This is a genomic window from Alcanivorax xiamenensis (genome assembly GCF_009846745.1).
GTDB classification, from domain to species: Bacteria; Pseudomonadota; Gammaproteobacteria; order Pseudomonadales; family Alcanivoracaceae; genus Alloalcanivorax; species Alloalcanivorax xiamenensis.
The window spans coordinates 23,304-42,896 of the sequence record NZ_AQPF01000034.1 but is presented as its reverse complement, the minus strand read 5'-3'; the positions used below and the strand labels follow the sequence as shown (position 1 = coordinate 42,896).

The window sequence follows — 19,593 nt, the reverse complement described above, 5'->3', positions numbered from 1 at the left end:
CCTTCCGTTACAGACCCGTGCCCATGATTGAGGCGCCGCGGCCCCGGGTTTTGACTTTAGCGTCTGGCGTCCAGCGTCTGTCGCTCGGCCCTTTGCCTTAACCTCGCCCTTGACGGCAAGGTCCCCGCGCACTGAAATGCCCTCTTTGCCATCGGGGCCGACAGCATGCTGGATCTTCATTCCTGGCTGATTCTCACGGCGGTGTGTCTGCTCGGCGCGATGACGCCGGGCGCCAGTCTGGCGGTAGTGACCCGCCACACCGTGCTAAGCGGCGCGCGCGGCGGTGTCACCGCCGGCCTGGCCCATGCCGGTGGCATCGCCGTCTATGCCGCGGCCTCGGTGGCGGGGCTGGCGGCATTGCTGCACCGCTTTCCCTGGCTGGAAACCCTGATCTCGGCGGCCGGAGCGCTGTTCCTGCTGTGGTTGGCCTGGAAAAGCGGGCGCGCCGCCGCCGGACCCGCCCCCGAAGCCGAGGCACACACCACCCACGGTGCCGCCCGCGACGGTTTCCTCATCGCCTTGCTGAACCCCAAGGTGGCACTGTTCTTTCTGGCGTTGTTCAGCCAGTTCATCGAAGCGGATATGGGCACTCCGGCGCGACTCCAGATGGCCACCACCGCCGTGGTCATCGACGGCGCCTGGTACAGCCTGTTCGCCTTGGTCCTGGCGCGGGGACCGGCACCGGCCTGGCTGGCGCGTCACCACGATTGGCTGGAAAGAGGCACCGCGCTGATTCTGGCCGGGCTGGCCTTGGCGGTGCTGGCGCGAATTGTTTTATGACGTCGGAGGCCAGCCAATCGCGGCTCACGAGCCAGTGATAACCCACAATCCCCTGGCACGCTTACACGCAACACGCCAAACCCGTGGCCCGCTTGCACAGCCTTGCGGATATGAATTCGCGCCGTCTTCGCTGGCAAGCCAGCTTCCCACAGAAGGGCTACGAAGCCGCTGCGGGAAGATGTCCGGGCGGCGCTCCGCTTGGCAGCGAAGAACGTGTTGGCGTGCCAGCATGTTGCGTGTAAGCAGGCTCTTCCAATCTCAAACCTTGAACAGCACCCGGCTGAACCAGCTCTTCAGGTACGCGGTTTCCGGTATCGACGGGTGGATCGGATGGTCCGCCCCCTGTCCTTCGTAGCCGATCACCTGTAGACGCCGATCGATGTGGCGGGCGCTGGCGCGCACCACATCCAGCAGCTTCTCCGCCGGCAGCAGCATGGAACAGGACGCTGAGACAAAGTAACCGCCAGGTTTCACCAACCGCACCGCCAGCTCATTGATGGCATGATAACCGGCCAGACCGTTCTTGAAATCCTTGCGACGCTTGATGAAAGCCGGCGGATCCAGCACCACCAGATCGAACTTTTCGCCGTCGCTCACCAGTTGCTTCATGGCCATGGTGGCATCGCCTTCCAGAGTGCGCATTTTTTCCGCCACGCCGTTGCGCTCCGCGTTGGCGTGCACGAAGTCCAGCGCCGTGGTGGAGCTGTCCACGCAAGTCACTTCCTCGGCTCCGGCCACCGCCGCCTGCACGCCCCAGCCACCACAATAGGAAAACACATCCAGTACCCGGGCTCCCTTCGCCAGCGGCGCCATCCGTGCCCGGGCGGCACGGTGATCGAAAAACCAGCCGGTTTTCTGCCCTTCTTCCAGCGGCGCCTGAAAGTCCACGCCATTCTCCCGCAGTGATAAGACCGCCGGCAATTGACCCTTCTCCGCCCGCACATAAATAGGCAGGTCCTCCAGCGCGCGCACGCTGGCGTCGTTTTTGACAACGATACAGGCCGGATCCAGCACCGCGTCCAGGGCTTCCACCACACGTTGCAGATACGCTTCCATGCCGGCGGTGCCGCATTGCACCACCAGAGTGTCGCCGAAACGGTCCACCACCAGGCCGGGCAGACCATCAGCCTCGCCGTAAATCAATCGATAAAAGGGCTCATCGAACAGGGTCTCGCGCATCGCCAGGGCTTCAGCAATGCGCTTCTTGAAGAAACTCTTACTGGGTTCCTGACGGGCATCACGGCTGTACAAGCGCGCGGCGATCAGGGAATTGGGACTCAGCAACGCCCTGCCCAACACCTTGCCACGATGGTCTTCCACCATGCAGGCGCCACCGGCGGGCAGACTTTTCAGCGGTTGCTCGCGGGTATCGATTTCATTGGCGTAAATCCATTCGTGCCCGGCCTTGAGCCGGCGTTCCTCGTTTTTCTTCAACCGGATCACCGGGGTCGATTCACTCATGACAGCACCTTACAGACAATGGACCGGAAATCAGTCTTGCGAACGGGGTTTGCGCTTGAGGGTGGCGTGGCCGCCCTTGAGTTCCTGGGCAGCGGGTTTTACCGTACGGCGAGCACCGGCGCTTTTCTTCGCGCCTTTCGCCGCTTTCGCTCCTTTCACGCCGCTTTTGGCGGCGGCCTTGCGCTTCAGCTTTTTGCTTTTGCTGCCCACCGCACGACCATCGGCGCGCCGTTTCTTCGGCCCCTGATAGTGCGCCCTGAGGGGCTCGATGATACGAAACTCGAACTGCTGGCCGAGATAACGCTGGATGCTCGCCATCAGATTCCATTCGCTGGCGCTCACCAACGACACCGCCAGCCCCTCGCCACCAAGCCGGCCAGTGCGGCCAATACGATGGACATAATCGTCACCGCTGCGCGGCATGTCGAAGTTGATCACCAGATCGAGACCGGACACATCCAGGCCCCGGGCGGCCACATCGGTGGCCACCAGGATATCCACATCGCCATTGCGTAACCGGTCCATGGCCTGCTTGCGTTCTTTCTGCGCTTTTTCGCCGTGCAGCACATAAACCTTGTTGCGTGCGGTGGCGCGCAACACCCCGCCGAGGCGATCCGCCTGCACCCGGGTATTGGTGAACACCATGGCCTTGGCATAGGTTTCATGGGCCAGCAGCCATTGTGTCAGGCGCTCCTTGTGCGCCGCGTCGTCGGCGGTAATCACCTGCTGGCGAATGCCGTGGTGGATTTCACGGACGGTGTGCAACGCCAGAACCCGGGGTTCACGCAGCACGCCGCGCACCAGGCGCTCCATGTTGGCGTCCCCCGGGGTGGCGGAGAACAGCCAGGTATGACGCTGTTCCGGACAGGCCGCGGCCAGACGGCTGACATCCTCGCCAAAGCCCAGATCAAGCATGCGGTCGGCTTCGTCGATCACCAGCACCGCCAGATCCGCCAAAGCCAGATTGCCCGCTTCCAGATGTTCCAACAGGCGCCCTGGCGTACCCACCAGAATTTCCGGGTTCTTGCGAATGCGGGCCGCCTGGACTTTGAAATCCTCACCGCCGGTAACCACCTCGGACTGGATGAAGGTGAACCCCGCCAGCGCCTGCACCTGTTTCCGCAACTGGCTGGCCAGTTCCCGGGTGGGGGATAGAATCAGGGCCCGAGTGCCGGACAGCGGCTTGGGTTCCAGCAGCAGATGCTGCAGCAAAGGCAGCGCGAAGGCCGCGGTCTTGCCACTACCGGTGCGGGCGGTGACACGCAGGTCGTGTCCGGCCAGCGCCTGCGGAATCGCCTCGCGCTGCACTTCCGTGGGCGTCTCCATAGAGCACGCCTCTATCCCTTTAAGCAGGCGCTCATGCAGCCCTAATTCGGCGAACCCCGTCATGCCATTCTCTCCTCGTATCGTTACCCGCCCGCGAGCGGTCGGGCCAAGAGGCGTAGTGTAACGGATTTGCGCCCGCTTTAAGGGGGTTTTGCCGCGTCCGGGAGTACACCTCCCGCCGACGCCGGATTTTCCCGGTGGTCGGCGCTACAATGAGCGGGATTGGCGAGCCCCGACCCCCTCGGGGCATGACGAAGGCTTGTGTATAGAGGGAACCGGCATAGCCATGAGGTGGTGGGTCAAAAGCGCTCCGGAGCAGACCGGTTTTGATGGTCTGGACGCAGTGTTTCAACTCCAGGGGCAAGTGGTCTCCGACGGCCCCATGGGAGATGTGGTGCGCCTGCGCCGTGGCGAGCGAACCTTCTTCGTCAAACGGTACCGCAACGGCGGCGGCCATCTGCACAACTGGGTGGGCACACCGCGAGTACAACGGGAATGGCGCAACCTGGACCTGTTCCGCCAGTGGGGGCTGCCGGTACCGGACGTGGTTGGCGCCGGTTTCCGCCGCCGGCGGGGTCGTTTTCATCAGGGGGCCCTGATCACCGTGGGTATCCCCGACAGCACCGATCTGGCCACCCTGGCCCGTTCAGGCGCCGGCTGCCTGAGGGACCCGGCCTGGGTGGCCACGGTGGCCGATCAGGTCGCCGACGGCCTGCGTGTCATGCACGACCACGGCTTCTGTCACGGCGACATGAAGTGGCGCAACATACTGGTCAGCGGTAACCCACCCAGAGTGTTCTTCATCGATTGCCCCGCCGGTCGCTTCTGGTCCGGCCCGTTTCTGCGTTACCGCGTGATCAAGGATCTCGCCTGCCTGGACAAAGTCGCCAAGCACACCCTCAGCCGGACACAACGCCTGCGCTTTTATCTGCGCTACAGCGGCCGCCCCCGGCTCAATGACGCGGACCGCCGCCGAATCCGCAAGGTGCTACGGTTCTTCCAGGGGCGGGAATAAGCGCCATTCGCAGCGAAAAAGACAGCTTCCCACAGACAGAACCACGGAGTCACCGTGGGAAGCGGCCTTGGCCACGAATGCCCCGGGCGGTTGGCCATTCGCTTGCAAGCAAGCTTCCCACAGCGGCCTCGTAGCAACCTCCGGTTTCATGTCTCCAAGGGCCGATGGTCCGTGGCCGGCGCCCCTTTTCGCCCCTCGATTCATCGACCATCAAACCAACCAGTATGCCCGCCACCGCCAGTTGGGCTACACTCAAAGACCATCAATATGGCAAGCACCTTGATCCGTTCGCCCTGGCCGCGGACGACGACCGGGGTGCTGATCGAGCACGAATAACAACATCAGACCATTCCGAGGCCACCATGCCGTTTTTCCGCCGCCGCCCGCCCTTCGCCTTGATGGTGATTAACGGGGCTTTATGCACTATCGCCATCCTGGTATTCGCGCGCCTCAGCTATGGCCTGGTGCTGCCAGCCATGCGCGACGGGCTGGGCCTGAGCAACGCTCAGGCGGCGAACCTGAGCACGGTGAACGCCCTCGGTTATCTGCTGCTGGTGATGGTGGCCGGCGTGTTCGCCGCGCGTTTCGGCGGCAAGACTTCGGTGGTACTCGGACTCATGCTGGTGACCGGCGGCTTCTTCGGCCTCGCCCACGCCAGTGACTTCGTGCCGATCCTGCTGTTGATGCTGGTATTGGGCATGGGCACGGCCTTCGGCTACACCCCTTTGATCTCGCTGCTGGCCAACACTTTCCCGCACCGACGTGGCGCGGTGATCGGCTTCGCCAACAGCGGCGTGGGATTGGGCATGCTGCTGGTTGGCCTGATCGTACCGGCCATGACCGAACGCAGCGCCGAACAGGGGTGGCGCGATGTCTGGCTGCTGTTCGCCTCCGGCGGGCTGGCGGTGCTGGTCATGTCAGTGCTGATTCTGCGTAATCCACAGGACCATGCGAGTACGGCCAGACCCAAGCTTCGCGCCAAGGATCTGCCGGTGTTCCGCAATCCCCATGTGATCACGGTGGGGCTGGTGTACGGCGTACAGGGCCTTACTTATATCGTGCAGACCACGTTCATGTACAGCTACGCCCTGGAGTCGGGCGTGCCGGCGCTGACCACCGGTCATCTGGTGTCGATGATGGGCATCATGTCGGTGTTCACCGGTCCGCTGTGGGGTGGCCTGGCCGACCGGCTGGGCTATTCCAACAGTCTGGTGCTGGCGATGACATTGTCGCTGGTGGGTACCGCCCTGCCGGTACTGTGGCCGATACAACCCATGTTCGTTGCCCATTTCCTGATTCTGGGCCTGTGCATCTCCGGCCTGTTCACCTCCATCCTGGCCGCTTCCACGGAAACCGTGGCGCCCCATCAGGCCGCCGTGGCGGTGAGTTTCGTCACCCTGTTCTATGCCGTCGGCCAGTTGATCGGCCCCGCCGCCGCCTCGCTGATCATTGAATGGAGCGGCGGCTTTCGAGCCACTTTCGCCGCCACCTCGGTGGTGTTGGCCCTTGGTGTCTACCTGGGCCACCGCAGCCGCCGTTACCAGCGGCCCGCCCGGGAAACCTGTGCCGGACTGGCCGACTGACTCCGGTCACCTGGATCCGGTTATTCGCCGGGGATCGCCGACGGGTCCATCCAGAACGCTTCCCAGACATGGCCGTCCGGGTCCGCCAGGTTGCGGTTGTACATGAACCCCAGATCCTGGACCGGATTGATATCGGCGGTGCCGCCATGGGCGGCGGCGGCGTCGTTCATCGCGTCCACTTCCTCATGACTATCAAGGCTGAGCGCCAGCATCACTTCACTGGCGGTGGCGGGCGGAATCGGCCGTTGAGTGAAAGTGCGCCACTTGTCATGGGTGAGCAACATGACGTGAATCGACTCACTCCAGACCATGCATGCGGCGGTGTCGTCGGTGAAGTGCGGATTGTTCTCGAAACCAAGCGCGGTATAAAACGCCATGGACGCCTGCAGATCCGTGACGGGCAGATTGACAAAAATCATCCTGGACATAATCGGAACCTCTCAAGGTGGTGATCGAAAAGACGGCCAGCGCCGCCGTTTCCCGCTAGTCGTACCACGTCCCCGGATTTCGACAAAAGAGTCCAATCGTTACCCAAGCGGTTCTTCACGATGCTTTCGTGGTCCACCACGAGCGCTGTATTCGCGAGCAAGCTCGGCTCCCACAAAGCGGGCCACGAAGCCGCTGTGGGAGCCGAGCTTGCTCGCGAATCAACCTGCAGCCGTGGTCAATCGAACAGGGTGCCGTTATCCGGTCCGCCGCCTTCCAGTGCCAACAGTCGGGCTTTGCGGTCGACACCGCCGGCATAGCCGGTCAGGCTGCCGTTCGCACCCAGCACCCGGTGGCAGGGAATGATCACCGAGCAGGGGTTGCGGCCCACGGCGGCCCCCACCGCCCGTACCGCCCGGGGCCGCCCGAGCCGGTGCGCCAATTCGCCATAGGTGGTGGTGTCACCGCAGCGGATTTCCCCCAGGGCCCGCCAGACTTGGCGCTGAAACTCGGTCCCGCGCGGCGCCAGCGGCAAATCAAAATCGTGTCGCTCTCCCTGGAAATAGGCACGCACCTGATCGGCGGCGTTCAACAGCAACGGATGCGCCGGATTGTGCCGCCAGGGTCGCGGGTCGGGATGGTATTTCTGTCCTTCGAACCAGGCGCCCACCAGCGCGTCGTCTTCCGCCGCCAGCAACAAGGCGCCCAGGTATGTGGGTAAAGCGTGATACTCGATCATGGGGTCTTGTTCTCCTGGCCGCTAAACCAAAGATGCATCACCGCATAAGCGCGCCACGGACGCCAGGCCTCCGCCCGCCGTCTCACTGTCACCGCTGAAGTTTCCCCCAACGCCTTGAGCACGCCAAGGTCGGCGGCGGGAAAGGCATCCGGCCAGGACAGCGCCCGCATCGCCAGATACTGGGCGGTCCAGTCACCGATGCCAGGCAGGGCCTTGAGCTGGGTCAGGGTGCGCTCCACATCCGCCGCCGGCGACAGCAGCATGGGATCCTCGGCGCAGGCAGTGGCCAGCGCCTGGATCGCTTTCACCCGGGCCCGGATGATGCCCAGCAACCCCAGCGTCTCCGCCTCGGCGGCGGCCACCACGGCGGCTTCCGGGAAGGTAGTGGTGAGATCCTCGAACGGCGTGTCCAGCGGCTCTCCCAGTGATGCCGCCACCCGGCCGGCCAGGGTGCGCGCCGCCTTGACCGTGATCTGCTGCCCCAGCACCGCGCGCACCGCTGCTTCGAAGCCATCAAAAGCGCCGGGCACCCGCAGCCCCGGCCGTGCCGCCGCCAACGGCCCCAGCCGTTCCGCCACCAGCGACGGTTGGGCATCCAGATCGAACAGTCGGCGCAAGCGCACCAACACTTCCGGCACCACCGGTGCCAGGGATTCGGAAAGGGTCACCGTGAGCCCGTTACGCGGCCCCGGCGCCACGGCCAGCCAGCCACGATGCACCCGGTCGCCGCGCCGGATCAGTGCGGTGCGCCGGTATTGCCCCTGCTCCATGCCTTCCACTCCGGGGATCGCCCGGGCGGCAAGAAAATCGCGCAACGCTTCCCAATCAAAAGGCGGCCGATAGCTCAAATGAAAGACCAATTCACCGTCGCCGGGGCGGCGTCTCGACGCGGCCCGTCGCCATGTGGAGGGCGGCTGGCCATAGCGTCCCCGGAACAGAGTGTTGAAACGCCGCAGACTGTTGAAGCCGGCGGCCAGCGCCACTTCGGTGATGGTCAGACCGGTGTCGCGCAACAGGCGCCGGGCCAACAGCAGGCGCCGGGTTTGCGCGTATTCCACCGGTGCCACGCCGAATTCGGCGTGGAACACCCGGCGCAAATGGCGATCGGTGACGCCGAGCCGTTCGGCCAGAGCCGCCAGCGATTCCGTATCGCCCGCGCCGAGGTCCAGATATTCCGCCGCCTGTCTGGCCAGGCGCCGGTTCGCGTCGACACTGGCATCGCCCGGGGCCAACTCCGGCCGGCAACGAAGACAAGGACGATAGCCCTCGGATTCCGCCGCCGCCGCACTGGCGAAAAAGCGACAGTTCTCTCGCTTGGGCAGACGCGCCGGACACACCGGCCGACAGTACACGCCGGTGGAGGACACCGCCACGAAAAAGCGCCCGTCGAAACGAACATCGCGGGTACGCAGAGCCTGATAACACTGATCATCGTCAATCCACATGGCATCGATCATACCCCGCCGCAGCGTCCGCTACTCGCCCTTTTCGGACCTCGAGATTTTTGTTTTTTATTCAGAAAAACTAAATTCCAAAATGACACCAAAAGAGAGAAACTCTCTTTTTTGAAAGAACAGCAATCCAATTTTTCTCAAGCATTCCACATAGGCAAACTAAATCATGAGTGCGGTTCTGCCGTTACTGGCCCTACGCGCCTTTACTGAAATTGGACGCCATGGCAGCGTCAAGCGCGCCGCCGGGGTGATGGGGGTTACGCCCGGCGCGGTCAGTCAGCAACTGAAACAGCTCGAAGAGCGGATCGGGGCCCCTCTGTTTATCCGAACCCGCCAGGGCATGCAGCTCACCGAAGCCGGCGAACAGGTTTATCCCGCCCTGCTCCAGGCCTTCGAACAGATCGAACGCAGCCTGGGCAGCCTGGAAGCCCGGAACGCCCGGCAAACACTGACCGTGAGCACCACGCCGTCCTTTGCCGCCTCCTGGCTGGTGCCCCGTCTCGGCCGCTTCACCGAGCGTCACCCGGATATCGATGTTCGCGTGGAGGCCTCATCCGATCTGATCCACTTTCAGCGCGACCGGGTGGACGTGGCGATCCGTCACGGCCTGGGCGATTACCCCGGGCTGGCATGCCAGCGCCTGATGGCGTCGGTGCTGGTGCCGGTGGCCAGCCCCGCCCTGTTGGCCCGGGGACCACTGATCCAGGAACCCGCCGACTGTCTGGCCTTCCCATTACTGCAAAACAGCAACCGGGCGGACTGGGTGCTGTGGCTGAAAGCACTGGGGGTGAGCGAACCGACCCACGCCGACCGGGGGCCCGCATTCAATGACGAGCTGCTGCTGATCCGGGCGGCGGAGGCCGGGCAGGGTCTCGCTTTGATCCGGGATGTGCATGCCCGGGCGGAAATCGATGCCGGCCGGCTGGTGCTGGCTCTGGATCAGCCCTGGCCATCGGACTTCGCCTATTATCTGGTGTGGCCTGCTTCCGTGCAGGAAAAACCGGCCATGACACTCTTCAGAGAATGGCTGGAGCAGGAGGCGTCGTACGGTGAGGTTTGATCACAACAAGCTCCGCTGTGGCAACGCTCGCTCCAGCTCAAGCAAAGCCAACTTGCGTTCGATTCCGCCAGCGTAGCCGGTAAGACTGCCGTCGGCGCCAATCACCCGATGACAAGGGACGATAATGGCGATCGGATTGACGGCATTGGCACGGCCAATAGCCCGCGCCGAAGTGGGCCGGGACAACCGCGTTGCCAGCTCGCCATAAGAGATGGTGGTGCCATAGGGCACCCGCCGCAAATGACGCCAGGCCTCTTGCAGAAAAGCGTTGCCGTGGGGCGCCAGTGGCAGGTCGAAATCCGTCAGTTGCTCAGCGAAATAAGCGTCCAGCTGCTCCGCCACGTGACGGACGGCCGCCGCGTCCTGAACATAGGACAGGCCGCGCCAGTGCACGCTGGCCGGATGGTGTTGCCCATCAACGAACTCCAGGCGCACCAGAGCACCCTGCTCATCAACCAGGGCGATCATCGACCCCAGCGGCGTGGTTAGCACATCAGCCCTGTACGTCATACCTGGTCACCCTGGAGCCTGTTCTTGATATTGAATAAGGGGCACGGCCCGGTGGCCGGCGCGGGCAACATCACGCCACGCCGCACCGCCGGCCGCCGCGCCACGGCGTCATGCCAGCGTGTTAAATGACGATGGCGCTCAAATCCAAACCCGCAAATCACGGCGATGTGCGTCCAACCCAAAGTGACGATATCGGCGATGGAGTAGTTGTCGCCAGCAAGGAAGGCCCGGCTGCTCAAATGCCGGTCCAGTGTGGCGAAAGCTTCCTCGCTCAAGCTTCGGTAACGATCAACAACATCGCGCGACAGGGTCGGCGCGAACAACTCGAAATACACACGCTGCCCCAGTATCCGCCCCATGCTGGCGGAATGAAACTGCAACCACTTGATCGCTTCCCAACGCGCCGTCAACGGCTCCCACGGCAGGCGCCCGGCTTTTTCGCCAGATACAACAGGATCGCCGAAGACTCGAAAAGCGTCACCCCGGTCTGATCATCGCGCATGACGGGAATCCGGCCATGAGGGTTCATCAACAGAAAAGGCGATGGGGGAGGAATCCGTGAACACAGTGATCATGGGCCAACCTCGCTTATCTGTCAGGAAAGTCAGAGTCGCAAGGTAGCCAGGACACGGGCCCGGGAAAAACGATATGTGCTGAGCTCAGGATATAGAAAGGCTAAAGCGGTCCGTAGGCCACGGATATCCCACCGTTGCGCCGATTCACTGCCAAAGCAGCTTCCCACAGAGAGAATGCTACGGGGCCGCTGTGGGAAGCTGCCTTGGCAGCGAATCGTGTCTCAGCGGGGTGCACGGAAATGGCGCCACAGCCACATCAGCACACCGATCAGCAACAGCGCCCCCAACACATAAAATTCATAACGCTTCAGATGGCCAAGCAACCCTTCCAGCAAGGTACCGAAATGGAAGGCGGCGCCGCCCAGCGCCGTTGCCCAGATCGCGGCGCCCAGAGCGTTGAAAAACAGATAGCGGCGCGGCGGATAACCAGACAGGCCAATCACCACCGGCATCACCGTACGCAGACCATAGACGAAACGGAAACCGAGCACCCACAGATCCGGATGGCGCCGCACCAGCCCCAGGGCTTTTTCCCCCGCTGCTTCCCAGCGCGCCTTACGTCGCAACAACCGCCGGCCATGATGGCGCCCGAGCAGAAACCAGAGCTGATCGCCGCAAAAAGCACCGGCGAAAGCAGTGAATATCACCAGATCCAGACGCAGATAGTCATGGAACGCCAGGAACCCCGCCAGCACCAGTATTGTCTCGCCTTCCAGGAAGGTCCCCACGAACAGGGCGGGATAGCCGAAGTGTTCCAGGAATTGTTGAAGCATGGCGAAGACCGGCGGGAGGAAGCCGGCAGCCTAACCCGATTGCCCACATCGCACAATGAATGACATGCCTTCCGGAAAAGCACCAAAACGGACCGAACCTGACGCACCACAATGGCGCCATACTTTCGGACCGGACCTGGGGCACCACTACCATCAAAACAACAAATCCCTTTTACATCAAATAGTTAACAATTTCCCCGCTCTCCTGGTGCGGTTCTTGCTGATCCTTTCCATAGCAATAGAACGACGCTTTTAAAGGCTTTCCGCAAACATCGATGATCCAGAGAGTGCGACCATGTCTTACCTAGTACCTTCCGAGTTCGTGACAAAAATGGTGGATGCCGGTGAATCGAAGATTTACATGGCGACCCGCGACACTTTGATCCGTGCCTACATGGCCGGCGCCATCCTCGCCCTGGCGGCGGCCATGGCGGTAACCATCACGGTACAAACCGGCAACCCCCTGATCGGGGCCCTGCTGTTTCCCGTCGGCTTCTGCATGCTCTATCTGATGGGATTCGACCTTCTCACCGGTGTCTTCATGCTGACGCCGCTGGCGTTGCTGGATCGGCGGCCGGGGGTGACCACCAACCGCGTGCTGAAGAACTGGGGGCTGGTATTCCTCGGCAATTTCGCCGGCGCGCTGACGGTGGCGTTCATGATGTCGTTCATTCTGACCTACGGTTTCAACACCGAGCCGGGGGCGGTGGGCGAAAAGCTGGCGGCCATTGGTGAGTCCCGTACTCTGGGCTATGCCGAATATGGCCTGGCCGGTTGGATCACCATTTTCATTCGCGGCATGCTGTGCAACTGGATGGTGTCCATGGGCGTGGTCGGCGCCATGGTTTCCACCACCGTATCCGGCAAGGTGATCGCCATGTGGATGCCGATTTTCCTGTTCTTCTACATGGGCTTCGAGCACTCGGTGGTGAACATGTTCCTGTTCCCCTGTGCCATGCTGATGGGCGGTGATTTCTCGGTGGCGGACTATTTTATCTGGAATGAGATCCCCACCGCGCTGGGCAACCTGGTGGGTGGTCTCGCCTTCACCGGTCTGACTCTCTACACCACCCACGTGCGCACCGCGCCGAAACGGTCCCTGTAATCCAGGGAACAACAACCGACAGGACCGCGCCCCGGCATCGGACGGGGCGCTCATCGCCATGCCTTCCTCTCTCAAGGTGTCCCTGGGACAGTATTCCGACAAGGGCCGCAAACCGGCCAATCAGGATTTCCACGGCGCCCTGATCCCCGAGGGGCCACCGCTGGTCAACAAGGGACTGGCCCTGGCGCTGGCCGATGGCATTGGCAGCAGCAACGTCAGCCATATCGCCGCGGAAACCGCGGTCAGCGGCTTCCTAGAAGACTACTTCAGCACTCCGGAAACCTGGTCGGTACGGCAATCCGCGCAACGGGTGATCAACGCCACCAACGCCTGGCTGCACGCGCAGACCCGCCAAAGCCAGTACCGCTATGATCTGGACCGGGGCTATGTGTGCACCTTCACCGCCCTGGTGATCAAAGGCGACAGCGCCCATTGCTTCCATCTGGGCGATGCCCGCCTGTATCGGCTGAGTAACGGAGTCCTGGAACAGCTGACCGAAGATCACCGGTTATGGGTGTCACGGGAGCAGAGCTACCTGAGCCGGGCCTTGGGCATGAACGCCCGCGCGGAAATCGATCATCTCAGCGTACCGGTGACGGAAGGGGACTGGTTCGTGCTGGCCACCGACGGCGTCCACGAACACCTGGATGCCGACACCCTGACCCGCACTCTGGCCTCGCAAACCGATCCACAACAGGCGGCGAAAACCCTGGTGGCGCTGGCTTACGAGCATGGCAGCGAGGACAATCTGACGGTGCAGGTGCTGCGTATCGACCGGTTGCCGCAAGCAGAGCCCTCCGCCGTATCCGGCCGTCTGGATGATCTGCCGCTCCCGCCGGAGCTGCGTGTCCGCATGGAATTCGACGGCTACCGCATCCTGCGGGAGTTGCACGCGAGCAGCCGCAGCCACGTCTATCTGGCGGAGGATCTGGACAGTGGCGCCACCGTGGTACTGAAAACCCCGGCCATCGACCGCGCCAATGATCGTGCCTTTCTGGAGCGGTTCATGATGGAGGAATGGATCGCCCACCGCATCGACCATCCCCATGTTCTCAAGGCGCCGCCACGGCAACGGCAACGTCGTTACCTGTATACGGTGACGGACTATGTGGAGGGGGAAACCCTGACGCAGTGGATGCGTGACCACCCCAACCCGGCTCTGGAAACGGTTCGGGAGTTGGTGGAACAGATCGCCCGCGCACTGTACGCCTTCCATCGGCGCGAGATTCTGCACCAGGACCTGCGCCCCGAAAACGTGATGATCGACGCCAACGGCACCGTCACCCTGATCGACTTCGGCGCCGCCCGCGTGGCCGGGCTGGCCGAGCTGGCCCCGCCCCGGGACCGGGAAGCGCCGCAAGGTACCCTGCCCTACATGGCGCCGGAATACTTTCTCGGAGAACCGGGCGATACCGCCTCCGATCTGTTTTCCCTCGGTGTCATCACCTATCAACTGCTGACCGGAGATTTGCCCTACGGTACCGCCGTGTCCCAGTGCCGGACCCGGTCCGCACAGAACCGGCTCCGCTATCGCAGCGCCTTACGCGATGATCGCGATCTGCCATCCTGGGTGGACGGAGCACTGCGCAAGGCGGTGCATCCGCATCCGGACAAACGTTACCGGGAGCTATCGGAATTTATCCACGACTTGCGCCACCCCAATCCGGGGCTCACGCACCCAATCCGACCGCCGTTGATGGACCGCCATCCGGTGCGTTTCTGGCAAAGTGTCAGTGCCGTGCTGGCACTGCTGGTGGCGCTGCTCGCCGTGCGTCTCTATGGCGCGTAAGCGCGCAGGAACATGGCCACCGCCTCGGAGATATGGGCTTCGGCGTCCTCCGCCGTCAGCGGTACGCCACAACCGATCAATACCTTCATTTCATGGCAGCCCTTGATAAGGGAAAAGAAGTGATCGGCGGCACGATCCGGCGCCGCCACCCGCAATAAGCCGCGCCGATCCAGCTCCGCCAGCAGCCGCTCCATGTCCAGCAAGGTTCGTTGCGGGCCCACCTCGAAGAACAGCCGGGCCATGGTCTGGTCCTGGCCGGCCTGAGCCGCCATCAGGCGCATCAGATTGACCGCGTCCTCCTGGGTCACCAGCTCATGGAAGGAGCGGGCGATGCGCAGCAACACCTGTTCCACCGACTGGCTCTGATCGAAATGAAAGATCGGCAAGGGCATCTGCCCCTGGCATTTGATCTCCACCGCGGCGGCGAACAGCGCTTCCTTGTCCTTGAAGTGGCTGTAGACGGTGAGCTTGGACACACCGGCGGCGGCGGCGATGGCATCCATGCTGGTGCCGGAGTAGCCCTGTCCCAGGAACAAGGTAGTGGCGGCGGACAGGATGGCGTCGCGTTTGGCGGGGTCTTTGGGGCGGCCCGGGCCGCTGCGAGTCGGATTGTTCGACATGATCTCAACAAATGATGGACTGGCGAGTTCACTAATTTTACTATACCGGCGAGTTTACCATTCAACCGACAAAATAACGACGTTGTTGTTGCTGCTATCCGCAGGCGCTCTTTCCCGCCCGGGAGTACCAACAAGGGATAAGGTGTTCCATGACTTGCCGCAACCGATCCACATCGCACTTACCCACTCATCGCGTGGGCGCTTCCGGCCTGCCCCTGCTGTTTCTCGTCGCCCTGTTCGCCAGCGCGCTCAGCGGCTGCAGCGGTGATGCCGCCACCACCGAGCACACCATCAGCACTGCTCTGGTGGTCCAGCCGAACAGCACTCATACCGGCCATGACAGCTTCGCCGGCGAGGTCCGCGCCCGCTACGAGCCTGATCTGGCGTTCCAGGTCGGCGGCAAGGTGATCGAGCGTCTGGTGGAAGTCGGGGACCGGGTGGAGAAGGGTCAGTCACTGGCCCGCATCGACCCCCGTGACGTGCGCCTGCAACTGGATGCCGCCCGCGCCCGGGTGGCCGCCGCCAAGGCCGACCATGATCTGGCGCGCAGTGAGCAGAAACGGTATCAGACCCTGCTGGAACGCAAGGTGATCAGCCAGTCGCAGTACGATTCAGTCAGCAGCCAGCTCGAAGCCGCCGCGGCACAATTGCGCCAGGCCCGCGCCGATCTGGAAGTAGCCCGCAATCAGGCCGGTTACGCCGAACTGCGTGCGCCCCGGAACGGGGTCATCATGAGCCGTCAGGTCGAGGTCGGGCAGGTGGTGGCGGCCGGCCAGACCGTGTTCACGCTGGCCGCCGATGGCGACCGCGAGGTCCTGATCCATCTGCCGGAAAACCGCGTCAATCAGGTTTCTCTCCAGCAGGACGTGAAGGTGGAGCTGTGGTCGCGACCCGGTGAGCACTATGACGGCCGGGTCCGCGAGATCGCCCCGTCCGCCGACCCGCAATTGCGCACCTACGCGGCGCGCGTGGCTTTCACCAGCGACGACGTGCCCGCCGATCTGGGGCAAAGCGCCCGGGCATTCTTCCCTCAGGGCGACACTCGCATGAGCATCCCGTTGAGCGCACTCACCGCCGAAGCGGACGCCCCTTATGTCTGGAAGGTGAACCCGGCGGACCAGACTCTGGTGAAAGCGCCGGTTCGCATCGGACCCTACCAGGAAGACCAAGTGCCAGTGCTTGCTGGCCTGGAAACCGATGATTGGATCGTCGCCGCCGGCACCCAGCTGTTTCGCGAAGGCCAGACCGTGAAACCGGTGGACCGTCGCAATCGCCAGGTGAACTTTGGCGACGGGGGACACTGAGGATGCGTTTCAATCTGTCCGAATGGGCGCTGCAAAACCGCGCCCTGGTGCTCTACGCGATGATCATTCTCGGGGCCCTCGGCGCACTGTCCTACAGCCAGCTAGGACAAAGCGAGGACCCGCCGTTCACCTTCAAGGTCATGGTGGTGAATACGCTGTGGCCCGGCGCCAGCGCCGAGGACGTCTCCCGCCAGGTCACCGAGCGCATCGAAAAGAAGCTGATGGAAACCGGGGATTACGACCGCATCACGTCCTTTTCCCGCCCCGGACAGTCCCAGGTCATGTTCATGGCGCGGGACGACATGCATTCCGACGACATCCCCGATCTCTGGTATCAGGTGCGCAAAAAGGTGGGTGATATCCGCCACACCCTGCCCCAGGGGATCCAGGGACCATTCTTCAATGACGAGTTCGGCACCACCTACGGCAACATCTACGCGCTCACCGGCGACGGCTTCGACTACGCCCTGAAGAAAGACTACGCCGACCGCCTGCAACTGGCCCTGCAGCGGGTCAAGGACGTGGGCAAGGTGGAGCTGATCGGCCTGCAGGACGAGAAAATCTGGGTGGAGCTGTCCAATACCAAGCTGGCCGCTCTGGGGATTCCGCTTGGCGCGGTACAGCAAGCCCTGCAGCAACAAAACGCGGTTTCCGACGCCGGCTACTTTGAAACACCCACCGACCGGGTGCGCCTGCGCGCTTCCGGTAATTTCCAAAGCGTGGAGGAGATCCGCCGCTTCCCGATCCGGTTCGAGGGGCGCACCCTGCGCCTGGAGGACATCGCCCGGGTTTATCGCGGCTTTGACGATCCGCCGGCACCACGCATGCGCTTCATGGGCGAGGACGCCATTGGCCTGGCGGTCTCCATGAAGGCCGGCGGCGACATTCTCGCCCTCGGTGAAAACCTGGAAAAAGAATTCACCCACCTGCAGGACACCCTGCCCGCCGGCCTGTCGCTGCATAAGGTCTCCGACCAGCCGGCGGCGGTGCGCGCCAGTGTCGGCGACTTTGTGCGGGTGCTGGTGGAGGCCCTGGTGATCGTGCTGCTGGTGAGTTTTTTCTCGCTGGGGCTGCGCACTGGCCTGGTGGTGGCGTTGTCCATTCCCCTGGTCCTGGCGATGACGTTCGCGTCGATGAACTACTTCGACATCGGCCTGCACAAGATTTCGCTGGGGGCGCTGGTACTGGCACTGGGATTGATGGTGGACGACGCCATCATCGCGGTGGAGATGATGGCGATCAAAATGGAGCAGGGCCTGAGCCGGATCAAGGCGGCCAGTTTCGCCTGGACCAGCACCGCTTTCCCGATGCTCACCGGCACGCTGATCACCGCGGCCGGGTTTTTGCCGATCGCCACGGCCCAGTCCGGCACCGGTGAATATACCCGCTCCATCTTCCAGGTGGTGACCTTGTCGTTGCTGGTGTCCTGGATCACCGCGGTGGTGTTCGTGCCTTATCTGGGTGACAAACTGCTGCCGAACCTGGCGCGCCGCGATGATACCGGCGAAGTGCACGATCCCTATCAGAAGCCGTTTTACCGTCGTTTCCGCGCGCTGGTGAGCTGGTGCGTTTACCACCGCAAAACCGTGATCGTGATGACGGTGGCGATCTTCATTGGCGCGGTGGCGCTGTTCCGTTTCGTGCCGCAACAGTTCTTCCCGGCTTCCGCGCGGCTGGAACTGATGGTGGACCTGAAGCTGAGCGAAGGCAGCTCACTGGAAGCCAGCCAGGCCCAGGCGGAGCGGCTGGAGGCGTTGCTGGCGGAAAATGACCAGGTGGAGAACTACGTGGCGTATGTCGGCACCGGCTCTCCCCGCTTCTATCTGCCTCTGGACCAGCAACTGCCGGCGGCGAGCTTCGCCCAGTTCGTTGTACTGACCCGCAATATCGAGGAGCGGGAAGAAGTACGCTCCTGGCTGATCGACACGCTGGCGGCGGAGTTCCCCACCGTGCGGTCGCGGGTGTCGCGTCTGGAGAACGGCCCGCCGGTGGGCTACCCGATCCAGTTCCGGGTCTCCGGAGAACACATCAGCGAAGTTCGTGACCTGGCCCGGCAAGTGGCACAGCGGATACGCGAACAACCGCAAGTCAGCAACGTGCATCTGGACTGGGAAGAACCCAGCAAGGTGGTACGCCTGAACATCGACCAGGACCGCGCCCGGGCCCTCGGCGTCAATACCGCCGATCTATCCCAGGCCCTGCAAAGCTCGTTGTCCGGGGTGGCGGTCAGCCAGTACCGGGAAGACAACGAGTTGATCGATGTGGAAGTCCGTGGTGATGCCCGCGAGCGCGAGGCGCTGGGGCTGTTGCCGAGCCTGGCGGTGCAGAACGAGGACGGCCGCAGCGTGCCGCTGTCCCAGATCGCCACCCTGGAATACGGCTTCGAGGAAGGCGTCATCTGGCACCGCAATCGACTGCCCACGGTGACCGTCCGCGCGGACATTTACGGCGACGAACAACCCGCCACCCTGGTCAACAAGATCCAGCCCACGTTGCAGGACATCCGTGACGCCCTGCCACCGGGCTACTTACTGGAAGTGGGTGGCACCGTGGAAGAATCCGCCCGCGGCCAGAAATCGGTGAACGCCGGCATGCCACTGTTCGTGCTGGTGGTGTTGACGCTGCTGATGCTGCAACTGCGCAGCTTCTCGCTGACGGTGATGGTGTTCCTGACCGCGCCTCTGGGACTGATCGGCGTCACTCTGTTCCTGCTGCTCTTCGGCCAACCGTTCGGTTTCGTCGCCATGCTCGGCACCATTGCTCTGGCCGGCATGATCATGCGCAACTCGGTGATCCTGGTGGACCAGATCGGCCAGGATCTGGCCCAGGGCCGAGGCCAGTATGAAGCCATTATCGAATCCACGGTGCGACGCTTCCGGCCCATCGCGCTTACCGCGCTCACCGCGGTGCTGGCGATGATTCCATTGTCCCGCAGTGATTTCTTCGGCCCGATGGCCGTGGCGATCATGGGCGGCCTGATCGTCGCCACCGCTTTGACCCTGCTGTTTCTGCCCGCGCTGTACGCCGCCTGGTTCCGGGTTCCTCGTCCGGCCCGCTGATCCAGGCATAAGGG

At 63.1% G+C, this 19,593-nt stretch carries 18 protein-coding genes; 8 read left to right on the top strand and 10 right to left on the bottom strand.

Annotation, left to right across the window (positions count from 1 at the left end):
• Positions 1–165: 165 nt before the first annotated feature.
• Positions 166–780 carry a LysE family translocator gene (locus tag A6D6_RS16340; protein WP_133492246.1) on the top strand — a complete coding sequence of 205 codons (615 nt, stop codon included), beginning with the start codon at positions 166–168 and terminating at the stop codon, positions 778–780.
• A 258-nt stretch (positions 781–1,038) separates the two neighbouring features.
• On the opposite strand, the gene A6D6_RS16335 is transcribed toward A6D6_RS16340, so the two are convergent.
• Both A6D6_RS16335 and A6D6_RS16330 read right to left on the bottom strand, forming a co-directional pair.
• A complete protein-coding gene (locus A6D6_RS16335) occupies positions 1,039–2,241 on the bottom strand; it encodes a class I SAM-dependent rRNA methyltransferase (RefSeq protein ID WP_159661302.1) in 1,203 nt (400 codons plus the stop codon).
• A gap of 30 nt (positions 2,242–2,271) precedes the next feature.
• The gene (locus A6D6_RS16330; RefSeq protein ID WP_159661301.1) at positions 2,272–3,630 is read right to left on the bottom strand and encodes a DEAD/DEAH box helicase; all 1,359 of its coding nucleotides are present in this window, start codon (positions 3,628–3,630) and stop codon (positions 2,272–2,274) included.
• Positions 3,631–3,853: 223 nt separating this feature from the next.
• On the opposite strand from A6D6_RS16330, the gene A6D6_RS16325 reads away from it, so the two are divergent.
• Both A6D6_RS16325 and A6D6_RS16320 read left to right on the top strand, forming a co-directional pair.
• Positions 3,854–4,582 (top strand): lipopolysaccharide kinase InaA family protein, encoded by a 729-nt coding sequence (locus tag A6D6_RS16325; protein WP_159661300.1) that lies wholly within the window; start codon positions 3,854–3,856, stop codon positions 4,580–4,582.
• 362 nt (positions 4,583–4,944) lie between these two features.
• Positions 4,945–6,165 carry an MFS transporter gene (locus tag A6D6_RS16320; protein ID WP_236564137.1) on the top strand — a complete coding sequence of 407 codons (1,221 nt, stop codon included), beginning with the start codon at positions 4,945–4,947 and terminating at the stop codon, positions 6,163–6,165.
• 20 nt (positions 6,166–6,185) lie between these two features.
• Here A6D6_RS16320 and A6D6_RS16315 read toward each other — a convergent pair whose 3' ends face one another.
• The 3 genes from A6D6_RS16315 to alkA form a co-directional block, all read right to left on the bottom strand.
• A complete protein-coding gene (locus A6D6_RS16315) occupies positions 6,186–6,593 on the bottom strand; it encodes a VOC family protein (RefSeq protein WP_159661298.1) in 408 nt (135 codons plus the stop codon).
• Between the two features lie 236 nt (positions 6,594–6,829).
• A complete protein-coding gene (locus A6D6_RS16310; protein WP_159661297.1) occupies positions 6,830–7,330 on the bottom strand; it encodes a methylated-DNA--[protein]-cysteine S-methyltransferase in 501 nt (166 codons plus the stop codon).
• Positions 7,327–8,775, bottom strand: coding sequence for a DNA-3-methyladenine glycosylase 2 (gene alkA / locus A6D6_RS16305; RefSeq protein ID WP_236564136.1), 1,449 nt, complete (start codon positions 8,773–8,775; stop codon positions 7,327–7,329). The genes A6D6_RS16310 and alkA overlap by 4 nt, the downstream gene beginning before the upstream one ends.
• 175 nt (positions 8,776–8,950) lie before the next feature.
• Between alkA and gcvA the strand changes: the two genes are divergently transcribed.
• Positions 8,951–9,844: a transcriptional regulator GcvA gene (gene gcvA / locus A6D6_RS16300; RefSeq protein ID WP_159661295.1), complete on the top strand. Its 894-nt coding sequence runs from the start codon at positions 8,951–8,953 to the stop codon at positions 9,842–9,844.
• Here the strand turns inward: gcvA and A6D6_RS16295 are convergent, their stop codons facing one another.
• The 4 genes from A6D6_RS16295 to A6D6_RS16285 all read right to left on the bottom strand — a co-directional run bounded on the left by A6D6_RS16295 (position 9,845) and on the right by A6D6_RS16285 (position 11,702).
• On the bottom strand, positions 9,845–10,354 hold the full coding sequence (locus tag A6D6_RS16295) for a methylated-DNA--[protein]-cysteine S-methyltransferase (protein WP_133492254.1): 510 nt from the start codon (positions 10,352–10,354) through the stop codon (positions 9,845–9,847). It lies immediately after the preceding gene.
• Entirely contained in the window at positions 10,351–10,764 is a 414-nt protein-coding gene (locus A6D6_RS16290) for a glutathione binding-like protein (protein ID WP_201303817.1), read from the bottom strand. Before A6D6_RS16290 ends, A6D6_RS16295 begins: the two co-directional genes overlap by 4 nt.
• Entirely contained in the window at positions 10,761–10,856 is a 96-nt protein-coding gene (locus A6D6_RS21750; protein ID WP_236564135.1) for a thioredoxin domain-containing protein, read from the bottom strand. The genes A6D6_RS16290 and A6D6_RS21750 overlap by 4 nt, the downstream gene beginning before the upstream one ends.
• A gap of 294 nt (positions 10,857–11,150) precedes the next feature.
• Complete coding sequence (locus A6D6_RS16285) at positions 11,151–11,702, bottom strand: DedA family protein (protein ID WP_133492255.1); 552 nt, start codon at positions 11,700–11,702, stop codon at positions 11,151–11,153.
• A 295-nt stretch (positions 11,703–11,997) separates the two neighbouring features.
• On the opposite strand from A6D6_RS16285, the gene A6D6_RS16280 reads away from it, so the two are divergent.
• Both A6D6_RS16280 and A6D6_RS16275 read left to right on the top strand, forming a co-directional pair.
• The gene (locus A6D6_RS16280; RefSeq protein ID WP_133492256.1) at positions 11,998–12,807 is read left to right on the top strand and encodes a formate/nitrite transporter family protein; all 810 of its coding nucleotides are present in this window, start codon (positions 11,998–12,000) and stop codon (positions 12,805–12,807) included.
• Positions 12,808–12,865: 58 nt separating this feature from the next.
• Complete coding sequence (locus A6D6_RS16275; protein ID WP_133492257.1) at positions 12,866–14,596, top strand: bifunctional protein-serine/threonine kinase/phosphatase; 1,731 nt, start codon at positions 12,866–12,868, stop codon at positions 14,594–14,596.
• Here the strand turns inward: A6D6_RS16275 and A6D6_RS16270 are convergent.
• Positions 14,584–15,216, bottom strand: coding sequence for a TetR/AcrR family transcriptional regulator (locus tag A6D6_RS16270; protein WP_133492258.1), 633 nt, complete (start codon positions 15,214–15,216; stop codon positions 14,584–14,586). The genes A6D6_RS16275 and A6D6_RS16270 overlap by 13 nt on opposite strands.
• Before the next feature lie 149 nt (positions 15,217–15,365).
• Here A6D6_RS16270 and A6D6_RS16265 point away from each other — a divergent pair, with 149 nt between their 5' ends.
• Entirely contained in the window at positions 15,366–16,520 is a 1,155-nt protein-coding gene (locus tag A6D6_RS16265) for an efflux RND transporter periplasmic adaptor subunit (protein WP_133492259.1), read from the top strand.
• A gap of 2 nt (positions 16,521–16,522) precedes the next feature.
• A complete protein-coding gene (locus tag A6D6_RS16260) occupies positions 16,523–19,579 on the top strand; it encodes an efflux RND transporter permease subunit (RefSeq protein ID WP_159661294.1) in 3,057 nt (1,018 codons plus the stop codon).
• Positions 19,580–19,593: the final 14 nt, after the last annotated feature.